Below are 17,396 nucleotides of genomic sequence, written 5' to 3' on the forward strand. Positions count from 1 at the left end.
CACCGAGCGCGCCCGCGGCGCACGTCGAGAGGGACGGGGCGCCGGATCGCGGCACCAGTGGCACCAGTGGCACCAGTGGCACCACTGGCACCAGTGGTACCACGGGCACGAGGGGCAGCCGTCAGGTGACCTGGCCGGTCGCCGCCGCGGCGGCGTCGAGCAGCCACAGCGTCCGCTCGTGCCCGACGGCGCCCGCCGCCGGGGTCTGGTCGACCGCGGCGCCGGCCAGCGCGGAGGCGACGGCGTCGGCCTTCTCGGCCCCGGCCGCCACGACCCACACCTCGCGCGCCGACCGGATGGCGTCGAACGTCAGCGAGACGCGCTCCGGCGGCGGCTTGGGGGAGCCGTGCACCCCGACGGCGGCGGTGCCCGTGACCCCCAGCGCGTCGTGCCCGGGGAACAGCGAGGCGACGTGGCCGTCGGGGCCCATCCCGAACAGCGCGACGTCGAAGGCGGGCACCGCCAGGTCGGCGGCCTCCGCCGACGCGAACCGCGCGAGCTCGGCGGCGTACTGCTCGGCGGCGTGCTCGGGCGTCGCCGCGCCGGCGTCCGACGCCGGGATCGGGTGCACGTTCTGGCTGGGCAGCGCGTCGCCGAGCGCGTCGATGAGGGCGTCGCGTGCCTGCGTCTCGTTGCGCTCCGCGTCGCCGTCCGGCACGAACCGCTCGTCACCCCACCACAGGTGCACCCCGGTCCAGTCGACGGCGTCGCGCACGGGGTTGCGGGCGACGGCGGCCAGCGTCTTGATGCCGACGGTGCCACCGGTGAGCACGACGTGCACCGGTCGCCGGACCGACTGCAGGTCCAGCACACGGGTGAGCAGCCGCGCGGCGACCGCCTCGGCCAGCAGGTCCGCGTCGGGGTGGACCACGACGGCGCGGGTCACCGCGACACCCGGGGGAGGCCGCGGGTGAGCGTCTCGGCGTAGACCTCGTCGGGGTCGAGCCGGCGCAGCTCCTCCGCCAGGCACTCGCGCAGCTGGCGGATGGGGAGCGCGATCCGGTGCTCGGGCTGCTCGGGCTGGCGCAGCGCGGCGGTCTTGCCGTCCGGCCGGTCGAGCACGATCGCGCCGACCTCGCGCTCGAGCCGCACGCACGTGATCGCCTGGGCGTCGGGTTCGCGCTCGACGTCCACCGGGCACTGGAGCTCCTCGGCCAGCCAGGCCGCCAGCAGGTCGACCGAGGGGTGCGTCGACTGGCCGCTCACCACGGCGCGCGTGACCGGCTCGTACGGCGGTTGGTCCAGCGCCGCGGCGAGCAGCCCGCGCCACAGCGTGATGCGCGTCCAGGCGAGGTCGGTGTCACCGGGGCGGTGCACCTCGGCCAGGCGCCGCAGCACCTCCTGCGGTGCGTCGCACGCGGTGGAGTCGGTGATGCGCCGCTGGGCCATCCGGCCGAGCGGGTGGTTGGCGGGGTCCTGCGGCGGGTCGTACGGCCACCACGTGACGATGGGGGCATCGGGCAGCAGCAGCGGGATGACCAGCGTGTCCCCCTCGGGCACGAGCTGACCGGAGGGCCGCAGCACGATCACCTCGCTCGCGCCGGCGTCGCCGCCGAGGCGGATCTGGGCGTCGAGACCCCCGTCGCTCGCGCCCTCGGCGGCCTCGGTGATGACGATGATCCGGCAGGGGTGCTCCCGGCTCGCGTCGTTCGCGGCCTCGATCGCCTCCTCGACGTCGTGCCGGCCGACGTCGATCACCAGGGTCAGCACCCGGCCGAGGGCGACGGCGCCGCCCTCGTCGCGGAGCTTGACCAGCCGCTTGTTGACGTCGTTCGTGGTGGTGCTGGGCAGATCGATGATCACGCGGGGGTCCTCCGGGCTGGGGAGAGGGGACGGGGAGCCGGTCCGGTCAGGGTCGGCACGTCGGGTCGGCATGTCGCGCTCGGCAGGTCACGGTCGGCGCGTCAGGGTCGACGCCAGGCGCGCCCGTCGCGGGCCATCATCTCGTCGGCCGACGCGGGACCCCAGGTGCCCGCGCGGTAGGGGTCGGGTGTGCCGCCGTCCGCCCAGAACTCGGTGATCGGGTCGAGGATCTTCCACGACAGCTCGACCTCCTCGTGGCGGGGGAACAGCGGCGGGTCGCCCAGCAGCACGTCGAGGATGAGCCGCTCGTAGGCCTCCGGTGAGGCCTCGGTGAACGAGTGCCCGTAGCCGAAGTCCATGGTGACGTCCCGCACCTCCATCGCGGTGCCCGGGACCTTGGCGCCGAACCGCAGGGTCACGCCCTCGTCCGGCTGGACCCGGATCACCAGCGCGTTCTTGCCCAGCTCCTCGGTCGCGGTGGACTCGAACGGCAGGTGCGGGGCGCGCTTGAACACCACGGCGATCTCGGTCACCCGGCGGCCGAGCCGCTTGCCGGTGCGCAGGTAGAACGGCACCCCGGCCCAGCGGCGGGTGTCGATGTCCAGCCGGACCGCGGCGAAGGTCTCCGTCGTGGAGGTCTCGGAGAAGCCCTCCTCCTCCAGGTAGCCGACGACCTTCTCCCCACCCTGGTAGCCGGCGGTGTACTGGCCGCGCGAGACGTGGTCACCGAGGTTCTTGGGCAGCCGGACGGCCGACAGCGCCTTGATCTTCTCCGCGCGCAGGTCCTGGGCGTCGAAGGAGACCGGCTCCTCCATCGCGGTCAGCGCGAGCAGCTGCAGCAGGTGGTTCTGGATGACGTCCCGGGCGGCGCCGATCCCGTCGTAGTACCCCGCCCGGCCGCCGATGCCGATGTCCTCGGCCATGGTGATCTGCACGTGGTCGACGTAGTTGGCGTTCCAGATCGGCTCGAACAGCTGGTTCGCGAAGCGCAGCGCCAGCAGGTTCTGCACCGTCTCCTTGCCCAGGTAGTGGTCGATGCGGAAGACGTCGTCGGGGGAGAAGACCTCGCTGACGACGTCGTTCAGCGCCTGGGCGCTGGCCAGGTCGTGACCGAACGGCTTCTCGATGACGACCCGGCGCCAGGCGTCCGGCTTCGACTCGGACAACCCCGACTTCGCCAGCTGGCGGCAGACCACCGGGAAGGCGCTGGGCGGCACGGACAGGTAGAACGCGTGGTTGCCGTTCGTCCCGCGCTCGGCGTCGAGGTCGCTGACGGTGGTCGCGAGGCGCTCGAACGCCTCGTCGTCGTCGAACTCGCCCTGCACGAAGCGGATGCCCTCGGCGAGCTGCTGCCAGGTGGCCTCGCGGAACGGGGTGCGCGCGTACTGCTTGACCGAGTCGTGCACGATCTGCGCGAAGTCCTGGGTGTCCCAGTCGCGGCGGGCGAACCCGGTCAGCGCGAAGCCGGGCGGCAGCAGGCCCCGGTTGGTCAGGTCGTACACGGCCGGCATGAGCTTCTTGCGGGCCAGGTCACCGGTGACCCCGAAGATCACCAGGCCGCACGGGCCGGCGATGCGGGGCAGGCGCCGGTCGCGGGGGTCGCGCAGCGGGTTGTGGTCGGCGGTCACCGTGGCGGGTGTCATGCGATCTCCTCGCCCGCGGCCACGAGGGCGGCGAGCCGGGTCGGAGCGGTGGTATCCGTGACGTGCGGGCGCAGCACGGGGCGGCCGTGGTCGGCCAGGACGGCGGCGTCCCTCGCGGCCGGGGCCGCGAGGAGGGCCGCGGGTGACCGCGGCGCCCGGGACGCTGAACCCGTCCCGGGCACCGCGGTCATCGGCGCAGGGCGCGTGCGGGTGCGGCGTGAGCCGTCACTGACCCGCCTGCTGGCTGCTGTCGCTGCCGGCGGCCCGGGCCAGGCCGTCGGAGATCGTCGACAGCAGCTCGGTCCAGCTGGCCTCGAACTTGCTGATGCCCTCGGCCTCGAGCGCCTCGGTCACCTCGTCGATCTCGATCCCGAGGCTGCGCAGCCGCTCGATGACCTGCTCCGCCTCGGCCTTGGTGCCCGAGACGGTGTCGCCGCGGATCTCGCCGTGGTCGGCCACCGCGAGGAGGGTCGCCTCCGGCATCGTGTTCACGACGCCGTCGACGACGAGCTCGTCGACGTACAGGGTGTCGGGGTAGGCCTTGTCCTTGACACCGGTCGACGCCCACAGCGGGCGCTGCGGGCGGGCGCCCAGCGCCGCGAGCTTCTGCCAGCGCTCGGTCGCGGTGCGCTCCTGGTAGAGCGCGTACGCGAGGCGGGCGTTGGCGATCGCGGCCTTGCCGCGCACCGCCTTGGCCTCCTCGGTCCCCAGCTCGTCGAGCCTGGGGTCGATGGCGGCGTCCACCCGGGACACGAAGAACGACGCGACCGAGCCGATCGGCGCGAGGTCGTGGCCCGAGGCGTGCGCGCGCTCGAGCCCGGCCATGTAGGCGTCGATGACCTTGCCGTACCGCTCGAGGGAGAAGATCAGCGTGACGTTGACGCTGATCCCGTCCGCGATCGCGTCCTCGATGGCCTGCAGGCCCTCCTGGGTCGCCGGGATCTTGATGAACGCGTTCGGCCGGTCGATGCTCGCCCAGAGCTCGCGCGCCTGGGCGATGGTGGCGTCGCCGTCCTTGGCCAGGCGCGGGTCGACCTCGAGGGAGACCCGGCCGTCGACGGTGTCGCTCTCGTCGTACACGGGCTTGAGCACGTCGGCGGCCTCGCGCACGTCGTCGCTCGTGATGGCGAGCACGGCGGCCTCGGTGTCGGTGCCGGCGGCGGCCAGCTCGGCGAGCTGCTCGTCGTAGGCGTTCCCCTTGGACAGGGCCGAGGCGAAGATGGACGGGTTCGTCGTCACCCCGACGACCCGGTGCTCCCGGACGAGGTCGGCGAGGTTGCCGGTCCGCAGCCGTTCCCGGGACAGGTCGTCGAGCCAGACGGCGACCCCGGCGTCGGCCAGGGTGTCGAGCGGTGTGGTGGCGCGGGCGGTGTCGGTCACAGCGTCCTCCTGAGGGTCTGTCGGTCGTGGTCCGGTGCCGGCACCGGGAAGGTGCCGGCCGTCACTGCTGGTCCCCGGCCTTGCTGTCGGTGGGAGCGCCGGCCGCGTTCGACGTCGGCGCGTCGCCGCGCGCGGCGGCGATGGACTCACGGGCGGCCGCAGCCACGGCGTCGGCCGTGATCCCGAACTCCTCGTAGAGCTTCTCGTAGGCGGCCGACGCCCCGTAGTGCTCGAGCGACACGGTGCGGCCGGCGTCCCCGACGATGCGGTGCCATGACATGGCGATCCCCGCCTCGACCGAGACCCGGGCGCGCAGCGCGGTCGGGAGCACGGACTCGCGGTAGGCCTCGTCCTGCTCGGTGAACCACTCCTGGCACGGCATGGACACCACGCGGGTCGCGATTCCCTCGGCCTCGAGGGTCTCGCGCGCGGCGACCGCGAGCTGGACCTCCGACCCGGTGCCGATCAGGACGACGTCGGGCTCGCCGTTGCTCGCGTCGAGCAGCACGTAGCCCCCGCGCGCGACCCCGTCGGCCGTCGCGTAGCCGTCCTCACCGCGCGGGAACGTGGGCACGTTCTGCCGGGTGAGGATGAGCGCGACCGGCTCGTCGAACCGCTCGAGGATGGACTTCCACGCCTGCGCGGTCTCGTTGGCGTCCGCCGGGCGCACGACGGCCAGACCGGGGATCGCGCGGACGGCCGACAGGTGCTCGACCGGCTGGTGGGTCGGGCCGTCCTCGCCGAGGCCGATGGAGTCGTGCGTCCACACGTAGGTGACGCCGATCCCCATCAGCGAGGCCAGCCGGACGGCGCCGCGCATGTAGTCGCTGAAGGTGAAGAACGTGCCGCCGTAGGGCCGGGTCGGGCCGTGCAGGGCGATGCCCGACAGGATCGCGCCCATGGCGTGCTCGCGGATGCCGAAGTGCAGCGTGCGGCCGTACTCGTCACCGGCGAACTCGTGCGTCGACCGGTGCGCGGGGAGGAAGGACGGCTCGCCCTTCATGGTGGTGTTGTTCGAGCCGGCCAGGTCGGCGGAGCCGCCCCACAGCTCGGGCAGCACCGGGGCGAGCGCGGAGAGCACCTCACCGGACGCGGCGCGGGTGGCCACGGCCTTGCCGGCCGGGAAGGTCGGCAGGGCGTCCGTCCAGCCGTCGGGCAGCTCGCCGGCCTGGAGCCGGTCCAGCAGCGCGGCACGGTCGGGGTTGGCCTCACGCCACGCGGCGTACTTCGCGTCCCACTCCTGGCGGTACCCGCTCTGGCGCTCCGCGACGGCGCGGGTGTGCGCGAGCACCTCGGGGTCGACGTCGAACGCCGTGTCGGGGTCGAAGCCGAGGACCTCCTTCAGGCCCTTGACCTCGTCGCCGCCCAGCTTGGAGCCGTGCGCGCCGTGGGTGTTCTGCTTGGACGGCGACGGCCAGGCGATGATCGTGCGCAGCCCGATGATCGACGGGCGGGTGGTCTCGGCGGCTGCGGCGTCGAAGGCGGCGTTCAGCGCCTCCACGTCCTCGTGGTACGGCGAGCCGTCGGACGTCTGGGTCCAGTCCACGAACTGGACGTGCCAGCCGTAGGCCTCGTACCGCTTCATGACGTCCTCGGTGAAGGCGATGTCGGTGTCGCCCTCGATCGAGATGTGGTTGTCGTCCCACAGGACGGTCAGGTTGCCCAGCTCCTGCGTGCCGGCGATGGACGACGCCTCGCTGGTGACGCCCTCCTGCAGGTCGCCGTCGGAGGCGATGACGTAGATCTGGTGGTCGAACGGGCTCTCGCCGGGGGCGGCCTCCGGGTCGAACAGGCCGCGCTCGCGCCGGGCGGCCATCGCCATCCCGACGGCGCTGGCCAGACCCTGGCCGAGCGGGCCGGTGGTGATCTCGACGCCCGTGGTGTGGCGGAACTCGGGGTGCCCCGGGGTCTTGGAGTCCCAGGTCCGCAGCGCCGCGATGTCCTCGATCTCCAGGCCGTAGCCGGCCAGGTACAGCTGGATGTACTGGGTCAGGCTCGAGTGGCCCGCGGACAGCACGAACCGGTCACGGCCCAGCCAGTGCGGCTGCGACGGATCCAGGTGCATCCGGTTCTGGTAGAGCAGGTAGGCCACGGGAGCCAGGCTGATCGCGGTGCCGGGATGGCCGTTGCCGACCTTCTCGACGGCGTCGGCCGCGAGGACGCGGACCGTGTCCACCGCCTTCCGGTCGAGATCGGACCACTGGAGCGGGACAGCCGGGTCGAACGCGTTCACCGAACCTCTTTCCTGCCCGGACACCTCGGTCCGGGACGTCGCCTCGCGTGCGTCTGCGGCCGCACGCCACGGTGCAGCCGTCCACATCGAGACTAGCGACCCCGGCGGATCGCGGCCGGGTGGCCCGCAGAGCGGGACGTGGCACCGGTGCAGCCCGCGGTTCACGTCGGCGATGACGGCGGCGATGGCGGCGGGTGGCGACGCTGCCGGACGGTCGCCGGGACCAAGATCACAGCCCCGCCCGGCGCGCGGGGGGCCACCGGAGGAGCGGGGGCCGTAGCATGACGGGGCAGCACGGTCGGTCACGCCGGCCGCCGCGGCCCCGGGTCACCCCGCCCGGCCGCCCGCCCCGAGGAACGGAAGATCGCAGCGCGTGCCCACTCCCAGCTCGGTCCCCATCGACAGGACGCCCGCGACGCGACCCCCGGCGACGTCGGGTCTGCCCGCCGGACGGCCCGTGTCCCCCCGGCAGCCCGTCGGCGGCCTCGCCCGGGCCCGTGCGGTCGCCGGCGCCTACGTGGCGCTGACCAAGCCGCGCATCATCGAGCTGCTGCTGGTGACCACGCTGCCGACGATGATCCTGGCCGCCGGCGGGTTCCCGCCGCTGGGGCTCGTGCTGGCGACCCTGGTCGGCGGTGCGGCCGCGGCCGGCTCGGCGAACGTCCTGAACTGCTACCTCGACCGTGACATCGACCGGCTCATGAACCGCACCAAGCGCCGGCCGCTGGTGACCGGCGAGGTGTCACCGCGCAACGCGCTCGTCTTCGGTCTCGTGCTGGGCGCGGTCTCCCTGGCGTGGTTCGCGCTCGTGGTCAACCCGGTGGCGGCGATGCTGACCGCGGGCGCGATCGCCGTCTACGTCGTCGGCTACACCATGATCCTCAAGCGCCGCACTTCGCAGAACATCGTGTGGGGCGGGATCGCGGGTTGCATGCCGGTCCTCATCGGGTGGTCCGCCGTGACCGAGTCGGTGAGCTGGGCCGCCGTCGCGCTGTTCGGGGTCATCTTCTTCTGGACCCCGCCGCACTACTGGCCGCTGTCGATGAAGTTCCGCCAGGACTACGCCGCCGCCGGCGTGCCGATGCTCCCGGTCGTCGCCGGGGACCGCCGGGTCGCCACCGAGGTCGTCGCGTACGCGCTGGCGATGGTGGCCTGCTCCCTCGTGCTCGTCCCGCTGGCCTCGATGACGTGGGTCTACGCGGTCGCCGCGACGGCCCTGGGCGCGTGGTTCGTGGCCGGGTGCGTCGCGATGTACCGCCGCGCCCAGCGCCCGGGCACGGTCCGGCTCGGCGAGATGAAGCTGTTCCACCTGTCGATCACGTACCTGACGCTGCTCTTCCTCATGGTGGCGGTCGACCCCTTCCTGCCGTTCTAGGGCCGGCCCGGGTGACCTCAGGCGGCCTGCCCGGCGTCGTGCAGGAGTACCTCGCCCACCTCACCGTCGAGCGCGGGCTGTCGGTCAACACCCTGGGCGCGTACCGCCGCGACCTGGGCCGGTACGTCACCTACCTGGGCGCGCGTGGCCGCACGGCGCCGTCGGAGATCACCGAGGCCGACGTCGAGGACTTCGTGATCGCCCTGCGGACCGGGTCCGACGGCGGCGCACCGCTGTCGGCGTCGTCGGCCGCGCGCGCGGTGGTCGCGGTGCGCGGCTGGCACCGGTTCTGCGCCCTGGAGGGGATGGTCGGGTCGGACCCGGCCAGCACGGTGCGCCCGCCGGCCCAGCCGCGGCGGCTGCCGAAGGCGATCTCGACCGACGAGGTGGAGCGGCTGCTCGAGGCGGCCGGCGTCGGGGACGGTCCCGCGCCGTTGCGCGACCGCGCGATGCTCGAGCTCGTCTACTCGACCGGGGCGCGGATCTCCGAGACCGTCGGCCTCGACGTCGACGACGTCGACCTCACCCGGGGCCGCGCGGCCGTGCGGCTGCTGGGCAAGGGCGGCAAGGAGCGCGTGGTGCCGGTCGGCTCGTACGCGGTCGACGCCGTCGAGGCGTACCTGGTGCGTGCGCGGCCGGCCCTGGCGTCCGCCGGCCGCGGCACCCCGGCGCTGTTCCTCAACACCCGTGGCGCCCGGCTCAGCCGGCAGAGCGCGTGGGCGGTGCTGCGCGCCGCGGCGGAGCGGGCCGGGCTCGCCGGTGCGGCGCACATCTCCCCGCACACGCTGCGGCACTCGTTCGCGACCCACCTGCTCGCCGGCGGCGCCGACGTCCGGGTCGTGCAGGAGCTGCTCGGCCACGCCTCGGTCACGACCACGCAGCTGTACACGCTGGTCACGCCGGACACGTTGCGCGAGGTCTACGCCGCGGCGCACCCGCGGGCGCTGCACTGAGCCCGTCACCAGCCCGTCACCAGCCCGCCACCAGCCGGCTCCGGTCGGCTCCGGTCGGCCGGCGGATGGCGGCCCGCCACCCGCCGGCCCGCCACCCGCCGGCGTGGGTCACCCGCTGCACCGGGCGGCGCACGAGCGGTCCGGACCCCTGCGGTAGGTTGGGCGGGTGACCAGCCAGGCCCCCTCCGGATCGTCCACCAGCACGGACGCCCCCGCTCTGGACCCCGTGGGTCGCCCGCTCCCCGACTTCCCGGTGCCGCCGCCGCTGGCCTCGCACGGCCCCGCGCGGGTGATCGCGATGTGCAACCAGAAGGGTGGCGTCGGCAAGACGACGACCACCATCAACCTGGGTGCGGCGCTGGCCGAGATCGGCCGCCGCGTGCTGGTCGTCGACTTCGACCCGCAGGGTGCGGCGTCGGTGGGCCTGGGCACGAGCCCGCACGAGCTCGACCTGACGGTCTACAACCTCATGATGGAGCGGAACGCGGACATCCGGCAGGTGCTGCGCACCACGGAGATCGAGAACCTCGACCTGCTCCCGGCCAACATCGACCTGTCGGCGGCCGAGGTGCAGCTGGTCGGTGAGGTCGCGCGCGAGTCCGTGCTGTCCCGGGTGCTGCGGCCGGTGCTCGACGAGTACGACGTCGTCCTGGTCGACTGCCAGCCGTCGCTGGGGCTGCTCACCGTGAACGCGCTCACGGCCGCGCACGGCGTGCTCATCCCGCTCGAGTGCGAGTTCTTCGCGCTGCGCGGGGTCGCGCTGCTGGTCGAGACGATCGAGAAGGTGCGCGACCGGCTCAACCCGCGCCTGGAGGTCGATGGCATCCTCGCCACGATGTACGACTCGCGGACCCTGCACTCCCGGGAGGTCATCACCCGCGTGCACGAGGCGTTCGGCGACACGCTGCTGCAGACCGTGATCGGCCGGACCGTGAAGTTCCCCGACGCCTCCGTGGCCGCCGAGCCGATCACGTCCTACGCGCCCAACCACCCCGGCGCGGCCGCGTACCGCCAGCTGGCCCGAGAGCTCGTCGCCCGTGGCGACGCCGCCTAGGGCGGCCGGCCGCACCGCCGACCGCGTCGCCGTCCCGGCACCGGGGACCGAGCCCGACGGCTCCCGGACACCCCAGTTCCGGGTCCACCTGACGAACTTCACCGGGCCGTTCGACCTGCTGCTCGGCCTGATCGCCAAGCACCAGCTCGACATCACCGAGGTCGCGCTCGCGCAGGTGACCGACGAGTTCATCGCGCACATCCGGGCCGCCGAGGCCGGCGGCACGGGGACCTGGGACCTGGGCCAGGCCAGCGAGTTCCTCGTGGTGGCCGCGACCCTGCTGGACCTCAAGGCCGCGCGGCTGCTGCCGGCGGGTGAGGTGGAGGACGCCGAGGACCTCGAGCTGCTCGAGGCGCGCGACCTGCTCTTCGCCCGGCTCCTGCAGTACCGGGCGTACAAGCAGGTCGCCGCGGGCATCGCCGAGCGGCTGGAGACCGAGGGCCGGCGGTTCCCGCGCACGGTCCAGCTCGAGCCGCGGTTCGCGGCGCTGCTGCCCGAGCTCGTCTGGCGGATCGGGCCGCACGAGCTGGCCGCGATGGCGGCGCGCGCGCTCGCGCCCCGCGCCGGACCGCCGTCGGTCGACGTCAGCCACCTGCACGCCCCGCCGGTGTCCGTGCGCGAGCAGGCCGCGCTGCTGGTGGACCGGCTGCGCCGCGGCGGCGCCTCCTCGTTCCGCGCCCTGGTGGCCGACGCCGGGTCGACCGCGGTCGTCGTGGTGCGCTTCCTCGCGCTGCTCGAGCTGTTCCGGGAGGGTGCGGTGGCCTTCGACCAGGTCACGCCGCTGGGCGAGCTCACCGTACGGTGGACCGGCGCCGACGACGGGGACGTCACGGTGTCCGACGACTTCGACGAGGAGGACCACGCGTGAGCGGCACCGACGGCAGTACGGACGTCACCCCGGATGTCGGTGGCGCCGCCGGCCCCGAGGTGCCGCCCGACGTCGCCGTGGACGAGCTCGCGTTCGACGTCACGGCCCTGCCGGGCGGTGCGCTCTCGGTGCTCGAGGCGGTGCTCATGGTCGCCGACGAGCCCATCCCCGCGGTCCGGCTGGCGACGGTCCTGGCGCTGCCCACCGGGGAGGTCGAGCGGCTGCTGGCCGAGCTCGCCGAGGAGTACCGCGGCGCAGCCGGCGGTCGGCCGCGCGGGTTCGAGCTGCGGTCCGTCAGCGGGGGGTGGCGCATCTACACCGCGCCGGCGTACGCCGACGTGGTCGGCCGGTTCGTCGTGGACGGCCAGAGCGCCCGGCTCACCCAGGCCGCCCTGGAGACCCTGGCCGTCATGGCCTACCGCCAGCCGGTGACCCGCGGGCAGGTCTCGGCCGTCCGCGGGGTGAACGTGGACGGGGTCGTGCGCACCCTCTCGGCGCGCGGGCTGGTCGCCGAGATCGGCACCGACCCGTCCAGTGGTGCGGTGCTGTACGGCACCACGGGATACTTCCTGGAACGGATGGGCCTCGGGTCGCTCGACGACCTCCCCCCGCTCGCGCCCTACCTTCCCGACATGGACTCCTTCGACGGGGTCGACGACGCAGCAGGAGAACCCCAGTGAGCACCAGTTCAGGCGCCGACAGGCCCGCACGCGGCCAGCGCGGCACCGGCCGTCCCACCCAGGGCTCCGGAGGTCCGCGCTCGGGCGCCCCGCGCACCGGTGGCGCCCGGTCCGGCGGGGAGCGGTCGGGCGCCGACCGGTCCGGTGGAGCCGGGTACGGCGGGGGCAGGGCCAGTGGAGCCGGGTACGGCGGGGGCGGGCCCGGTGGAGCCGGCTACGGCGCGGAGCGCTCCGGTGCTGGCGGCGGTGGCCGCGCCGGCCGGTCGCGCGGCGCCGACGACCGGCAGGCCTCGTCGCGCGCGGACCGCGACCGGTCGGGCAGCGGCCGCCCCGCGGCCGCGCCGGGCCGTCCCTCCTTCGAGGCCGAGCGCGCCTACGCCGAGCGTCAGGGCCGGGGCGCCCGTCCCGGGTCGCCCGCGTCGGGTCGCAGCGGGTCACCGGCCCGGGGCACGGGGTCGCCGGCCCGGGGCGCCGGGTCGTCGTCCCGCGCGGGCGGTCCCTCGGGCGGGGCACCGCGCTCCGGGACCGGGCGGCCGGGTGCGGCGTGGCCGCCGGCCCGCCGGCCGGGGGGGCGCCGCCCGCAGCCCGCGCAGGACCTGCCGGACGTCCACGTCGAGGGCGGCGTGCGCCTGCAGAAGGTGCTCGCGACGGCCGGCCTGGGGTCCCGCCGCGCGTGCGAGGAGCTCATCACCGCCGGTCGGGTCACGGTCGACGACATCCCGGTGACCGAGCTCGGCGTCCGGGTCGACCCGCAGACCGCCGCCATCCACGTCGACGGCATGCGGGTCCAGCTCGACGCCTCGCTCATCACGCTCGCGTTGAACAAGCCGCTCGGCGTGGTCTCGACCATGCACGACCCCGAGGGCCGGCCCTCGCTGGCGCAGTTCGTCGCGCACCGCGAGGAGCGGCTGTTCCACGTCGGGCGCCTCGACGCCGAGACCGAGGGGCTGATCCTGCTGACCAACGACGGCGAGCTGGCCAACCGGCTCGCACACCCGTCGCACGAGGTCGCCAAGACCTACCTCGCGCACGTCGAGGGTCGCGTCGGCCCGCACATCGGGCAGCAGATGCTGCGCGGGATCGAGCTCGAGGACGGCGTCGCCAAGGTCGACCGGTACCGGGTCGTCGACTCCACACCGCAGGCGGCGCTCGTCGAGATCGTGCTGCACGAGGGCCGCAACCGGATCGTCCGGCGGCTGTTCGACGCCGTGGGCCACCCCGTCGACCGCCTCGTGCGGACCCAGATCGGCCCCATCCGGCTCGGCGACCTCAAGCCCGGCAAGACCCGCGTGCTGAGCAAGCCCGAGGTCGGCAGCCTGATGACCCAGGTGGGCATGTGACGGACCCGTCCGGCGCACCGGTGGCCACCCGCGGCCCGGTGCGCGTCGTGGGCACGGGCCTGCTCGGCACGAGCATCGGCCTGTCCCTGGCGACCCGGGGCGTGGACGTCGTCCTGCACGACGCGTCGCGCACCGCGCTCGCGCTGGCCCGGGACCTCGGAGCCGGCCGCACGCCCGCGCCGGACGACGCGCCCGTGCGGCTCGTCGTCGTCGCGGTCCCGCCGGACATCACGGCCGACGTCGTGCTGGCCGAGCTCGCCGCGCACCCGGGCGCCGTGGTGACCGACGTCGCCAGCGTCAAGGTCTACGTCCTCGACGAGCTCCACGCGGCGGGCGCGGACCTCACCCGCTACGTCGGGTCGCACCCCATGGCCGGGCGCGAGCTCGCCGGACCCGTCGCGGCCCTGCCGGACCTGTTCGTCGGGCGCCCCTGGGTCATCGCCGAGCCGGCGGAGCACGACGCGCTGCTGGCCGTGCGGACGCTGGCCACCGACCTCGGCGCGGTGCCGGTCACCATGACCGCCGCGGAGCACGACGCCGCGATGGCGCTCGTCTCGCACGTGCCGCAGGTCGCCGCGAGCCTGGTCGCGGGACGGCTCACCAGCGCGTCGGAGGCGGCGCTCGCCCTGGCCGGGCAGGGCGTGCGCGACGTGACGCGGATCGCGGCCAGCAACCCGCGGCTGTGGACGTCGATCCTGGCGGCGAACGCCGGGCCGGTCCGGGACGTGCTGGTCGGCCTGCGGGCGGACCTGGACGCGGTGATCGACGCGCTCGCGCTCGCCGACCGGGCGACCGGTCCGGAGACGGTCGCGCCCGGTTCGCTCGCCGCGGTGCACGCCGCGATCGCGCACGGCAACTCCGGCGTCGCCCGGATCCCGGGCAAGCACGGCGGGGCACGCCGGGAGTACCGGGTGCTGACGGTGCTGGTCCCGGACGCACCCGGCGAGCTCGCGCGACTGCTGACCGACGTCGGGCACGCCGGGGTGAACCTGGAGGACCTGCGCATGGAGCACTCCCCGCGTCACCCGATGGGCATGGCGGCGATGTCCGTCGTGCCCGACCGGGCCGAGCACCTGGAACGAGAGCTGGCCGCCCGAGGATGGCGGCTCGCGAGCTGATGGAGGACACCCACATGGACACGCCCGCACCCACCGACCTCTCCGCCGGCCCGCCGGCCCTGGTCGTGGCGATCGACGGACCGTCCGGGTCGGGCAAGTCGACCGTGTCGCGCCGCGCCGCCCAGCGGCTCGGGCTGGCCTACCTGGACACCGGCGCCATGTACCGGGCCGCCACCTGGTGGTGCCTGGACCAGGGCGTCCGGTTGGACGACGCCGACGAGGTCACCGCGCAGGTGCTGCGCATGCCGCTGGTCATGGGGGTCGACCCGGCGGCGCCCTCCGTCCACGTGGGCGCCGTCGACGTCGGCGAGCCCATCCGCAGCCAGGAGATCTCCGCCCAGGTGAGCGCGGTGGCGACGAACCTCGCGGTGCGCGCGGAGCTCGGACGGCTGCAGCGCGCCGCGATCGCCGCCGAGTCGCGCCCGGACTCCTTCTCCGGTGGGCGCGGCGTGGTGGCCGAGGGACGCGACATCACCACCGTGATCGCGCCGGACGCCGATGTCCGGCTGCTGCTCACCGCGAGCGAGGAGGCCCGGCTGGCGCGGCGCGCCCGCGAGGTGCACGGCACCGACGACGCCGCCGCGGTGGAGGCCACGCGCGACGGCGTGCTGCGCCGCGACGCCGACGACTCCACGGTGGTCGAGTTCCGCACCGCCGCCGACGGGGTCGTGACGGTCGACTCCTCCGAGCTGGACCTGGACCAGACCGTCGACGCGGTGCTCGAGGTGGTCGCCCGGGTCACCGGACGGCGGCCGTGACCCGACGCGACCCCGACCGGACGCCGGGGGCCGACGTCCCGTCCGTCCCGGCCTGGTCGCGCCACATCGGGCGGTTCCTCGCCTTCGGCGTCTGGGACGCCGAGGTGACGGGCGCCGACCTGGTGCCGTCGGACGGTCCGGTGATCCTGGCGGCCAACCACACCGGTGTGGTCGACGGGCCGCTCGTCGTCGGGGTCGCCCCCCGCGGCGTGCACATGATGGTCAAGGAGGCCGTGTTCCGGTGGCCGGTCGGCGTCGTGCTGCGGGCGTCGGGTCACATCCCGGTCGACGGCTCCGGTGGCCGGCCGGCGCTGGCCGCGGCCAGCGCCGTGCTGCGCCGGGGGGACGCCGTCGGGATCTTCCCCGAGGGCAACCGGGGCCGCGGCGACGCCGCCAGCGCCCACGCGGGCGTGGCCTGGCTCGCGGTCAACGGCCGGGCACCGGTCGTGCCGGTGGCGGTGCTCGGCACCCGCCGCACCGGCGAGGGCGTCGGGCACGTGCCGGGGCTGCGCCGTCGCCTGGTCGTCCAGTTCGGTGCGCCGCTGCACCTGGAGCGGACCGCCGGCGTCTCGGGGCGCGAGGCCGTCGAGCACGCGAACGAGGCGATCCGGGCGGCGCTGTCGGCGCTGGTCGCCTCCGCGTCGGAGCGGACCGGGCTGGTGCTGCCGACGGACGACCCCAACCGGGCGGCCTCCCTCGCCGGGCGCCGGCGACGCGGCGCGGCCTGACACGGGATCGGGACTGGTCGGGCTGCGGCTCGCGCCATACTGGACCGCCCGGACCAGGGGACCACGCACCGGCGGGGGACCTCGCGCAGGTGTGCGGTCCGGGGGTGAGGAGCGCCGTGCGAGCCGAGCAGCTGACCGAACCACTGGCCGGGCACGGAGAGGGTCCGGTGTGGGACGCCGACGCCGGCGTGCTGCGCTGGGTCGACCTGCTGGTCGGGGACGTCCTGACCCTCGGGCCGGCGGGCACCGTCGCCCGGCGGCACGTCGGGGACGTCGCCGCGGCTTTCCGGCCGCGCGCGGGCGGCGGGATGGTGGTCGCCGTCGAGCGAGGGTTCGTCGTGGTGGACGCCGACGGCCACGTCGGCCCCGTGCACGAGGCGTTCACGGACGCGGACGTGCGGATGAACGACGGCGGCTGCGACCCCGCGGGGCGGTTCTTCTGCGGCTCCATGGCCTACGACGCCGCCCCGGGCCGGGGCGCGCTGTACCGGTTCGACCCGGACGGGACCGTGACCCGCGCGCTGGACGGGGTCACCATCTCCAACGGGATCGCCTGGACCCCGGACGGGTCGACCGTCTTCTACGTCGACACGCCGACCGGACGCATCGACGCCTTCGACTACGACCTCGGGTCGGCGGCGCTGACCGACCGCCGGCCGGTCGTGCACGTCGACCCCGTCCAGGGCCAGCCCGACGGGCTGGCCCTGGACGCGGAGGGCGGTCTGTGGGTCGCCCTGTGGCAGGGCGGTGCCGTGCACCGGTACACCCAGGACGGGCGCCTCGACCAGGTGATCGAGCTGCCGGCCCGGCAGGTCACGGCATGCGCGTTCGGCGGGCCGGACCGCGACCGGCTGTTCGTGACCACGTCGCGGGACGGCCTGTCGGACCCCGAACCGGCAGCCGGCGCCGTCTTCGTCGCCGACGTCGGCGTCCCCGGCGCACCGGTGGCGGTCTTCGCCGGCTGACGACGACTGCCCGGACGATCAGTCGAGGGTCACCTCGGCCGTCGTGGTGCCGGCCGTGCTGAGGGTGAGGCTGCCGGTGGCGCCGGCGGCGGTGACGTGGTAGTCGCCGAGGAAGCCGGTGACTGGTACCTGGCCGTGGGTGTCGGTGCGCTGGGTGGTGGGGGTGAGCCACCAGTCGTTCTTGATGAGCCGGTGCAGGGCGTGGTAGGAGGGTTTGGGGGTGGCGTCGTTGCGGACGAGGCCGACGGGGGCGCCGAGCCAGGCGCCTTCGTCGGTCAGGCCCCAGTAGGTGATGGCCTGCACGGACGGGTGGGAGACCAGGGTGCGGTAGTGGCGGACCATCTCCTCGGCCTGGCGTGCCTCGCCGTCGGGCGTGCTCGGCCAGGAGGGGATCTGGTAGTCGTTGAGGTCCTTGATGTGTGGTGGCATGAGGTGCCCGGACAGCAGGGTGGACTCGGTGAAGTGGATGGGCAGGCCGTACCGGGAGAACCGCTCCAG

Annotated in this window: 17 protein-coding genes; 10 read left to right on the forward strand and 7 right to left on the reverse strand. The window is 74.7% G+C overall.

Annotated features, from left to right (window positions below; all coding sequences use genetic code 11):
* Positions 1 to 121: 121 nt before the first annotated feature.
* The 6 genes from pgl to tkt form a co-directional block, all read right to left on the reverse strand.
* Positions 122 to 886, reverse strand: coding sequence for a 6-phosphogluconolactonase (pgl, locus tag Q0840_RS12800; protein WP_298459936.1), 765 nt, complete (start codon positions 884 to 886; stop codon positions 122 to 124).
* Positions 883 to 1,803 carry a glucose-6-phosphate dehydrogenase assembly protein OpcA gene (gene opcA, locus Q0840_RS12805; protein ID WP_298459937.1) on the reverse strand — a complete coding sequence of 307 codons (921 nt, stop codon included), beginning with the start codon at positions 1,801 to 1,803 and terminating at the stop codon, positions 883 to 885. The genes pgl and opcA overlap by 4 nt, the downstream gene beginning before the upstream one ends.
* A 101-nt stretch (positions 1,804 to 1,904) precedes the next feature.
* Positions 1,905 to 3,446 carry a glucose-6-phosphate dehydrogenase gene (gene zwf, locus Q0840_RS12810; protein WP_298459938.1) on the reverse strand — a complete coding sequence of 514 codons (1,542 nt, stop codon included), beginning with the start codon at positions 3,444 to 3,446 and terminating at the stop codon, positions 1,905 to 1,907.
* Positions 3,443 to 3,637 (reverse strand): hypothetical protein, encoded by a 195-nt coding sequence (locus tag Q0840_RS12815; RefSeq protein ID WP_298459939.1) that lies wholly within the window; start codon positions 3,635 to 3,637, stop codon positions 3,443 to 3,445. Before Q0840_RS12815 ends, zwf begins: the two co-directional genes overlap by 4 nt.
* 34 nt (positions 3,638 to 3,671) lie before the next feature.
* Positions 3,672 to 4,826: a transaldolase gene (gene tal, locus Q0840_RS12820; protein ID WP_298459940.1), complete on the reverse strand. Its 1,155-nt coding sequence runs from the start codon at positions 4,824 to 4,826 to the stop codon at positions 3,672 to 3,674.
* A 61-nt stretch (positions 4,827 to 4,887) separates the two neighbouring features.
* Entirely contained in the window at positions 4,888 to 7,059 is a 2,172-nt protein-coding gene (tkt, locus tag Q0840_RS12825; RefSeq protein WP_298459941.1) for a transketolase, read from the reverse strand.
* Positions 7,060 to 7,516: 457 nt separating this feature from the next.
* On the opposite strand from tkt, the gene Q0840_RS12830 reads away from it, so the two are divergent.
* The 10 genes from Q0840_RS12830 to Q0840_RS12875 all read left to right on the forward strand — a co-directional run bounded on the left by Q0840_RS12830 (position 7,517) and on the right by Q0840_RS12875 (position 16,898).
* Positions 7,517 to 8,434, forward strand: coding sequence for a heme o synthase (locus tag Q0840_RS12830; RefSeq protein WP_298459942.1), 918 nt, complete (start codon positions 7,517 to 7,519; stop codon positions 8,432 to 8,434).
* Between the two features lie 11 nt (positions 8,435 to 8,445).
* The gene (gene xerD / locus Q0840_RS12835; protein WP_298459943.1) at positions 8,446 to 9,387 is read left to right on the forward strand and encodes a site-specific tyrosine recombinase XerD; all 942 of its coding nucleotides are present in this window, start codon (positions 8,446 to 8,448) and stop codon (positions 9,385 to 9,387) included.
* Between the two features lie 166 nt (positions 9,388 to 9,553).
* A complete protein-coding gene (locus tag Q0840_RS12840; RefSeq protein WP_298459945.1) occupies positions 9,554 to 10,441 on the forward strand; it encodes a ParA family protein in 888 nt (295 codons plus the stop codon).
* Positions 10,442 to 10,529: 88 nt separating this feature from the next.
* Positions 10,530 to 11,309, forward strand: coding sequence for a ScpA family protein (locus Q0840_RS12845; RefSeq protein WP_298459959.1), 780 nt, complete (start codon positions 10,530 to 10,532; stop codon positions 11,307 to 11,309).
* A gap of 59 nt (positions 11,310 to 11,368) precedes the next feature.
* The gene (scpB, locus tag Q0840_RS12850) at positions 11,369 to 11,989 is read left to right on the forward strand and encodes an SMC-Scp complex subunit ScpB (RefSeq protein ID WP_298459960.1); all 621 of its coding nucleotides are present in this window, start codon (positions 11,369 to 11,371) and stop codon (positions 11,987 to 11,989) included.
* Positions 11,986 to 13,329 carry a pseudouridine synthase gene (locus Q0840_RS12855; protein WP_298459946.1) on the forward strand — a complete coding sequence of 448 codons (1,344 nt, stop codon included), beginning with the start codon at positions 11,986 to 11,988 and terminating at the stop codon, positions 13,327 to 13,329. Before scpB ends, Q0840_RS12855 begins: the two co-directional genes overlap by 4 nt.
* On the forward strand, positions 13,326 to 14,447 hold the full coding sequence (locus Q0840_RS12860) for a prephenate dehydrogenase (protein ID WP_298459947.1): 1,122 nt from the start codon (positions 13,326 to 13,328) through the stop codon (positions 14,445 to 14,447). Before Q0840_RS12855 ends, Q0840_RS12860 begins: the two co-directional genes overlap by 4 nt.
* A 14-nt stretch (positions 14,448 to 14,461) precedes the next feature.
* Entirely contained in the window at positions 14,462 to 15,205 is a 744-nt protein-coding gene (gene cmk / locus Q0840_RS12865) for a (d)CMP kinase (protein WP_298459948.1), read from the forward strand.
* On the forward strand, positions 15,202 to 15,933 hold the full coding sequence (locus Q0840_RS12870; RefSeq protein ID WP_298459949.1) for a 1-acyl-sn-glycerol-3-phosphate acyltransferase: 732 nt from the start codon (positions 15,202 to 15,204) through the stop codon (positions 15,931 to 15,933). Before cmk ends, Q0840_RS12870 begins: the two co-directional genes overlap by 4 nt.
* A gap of 116 nt (positions 15,934 to 16,049) precedes the next feature.
* On the forward strand, positions 16,050 to 16,898 hold the full coding sequence (locus tag Q0840_RS12875; RefSeq protein ID WP_298459950.1) for an SMP-30/gluconolactonase/LRE family protein: 849 nt from the start codon (positions 16,050 to 16,052) through the stop codon (positions 16,896 to 16,898).
* Between the two features lie 18 nt (positions 16,899 to 16,916).
* Here Q0840_RS12875 and Q0840_RS12880 read toward each other — a convergent pair.
* Positions 16,917 to 17,396: endo-1,4-beta-xylanase (locus tag Q0840_RS12880; RefSeq protein WP_367183126.1), on the reverse strand; the 480-nt coding region annotated here is incomplete at its 5' end.

The sequence above is a fragment of the uncultured Cellulomonas sp. genome (assembly GCF_947494015.1).
Taxonomy (GTDB): Bacteria; Actinomycetota; Actinomycetes; order Actinomycetales; family Cellulomonadaceae; genus Pengzhenrongella.

What these genes read in the sequence shown, in the direction of transcription:
- zwf (WP_298459938.1), bottom strand. Translation starts at nt 3,446, where the DNA reads ATGACACCCGCCACGGTGACCGCCGACCACAACCCGCTGCGCGACCCC.
- Q0840_RS12815 (WP_298459939.1), bottom strand. Translation starts at nt 3,637, where the DNA reads ATGACCGCGGTGCCCGGGACGGGTTCAGCGTCCCGGGCGCCGCGGTCA.
- cmk (WP_298459948.1), top strand. Translation starts at nt 14,462, where the DNA reads ATGGACACGCCCGCACCCACCGACCTCTCCGCCGGCCCGCCGGCCCTG.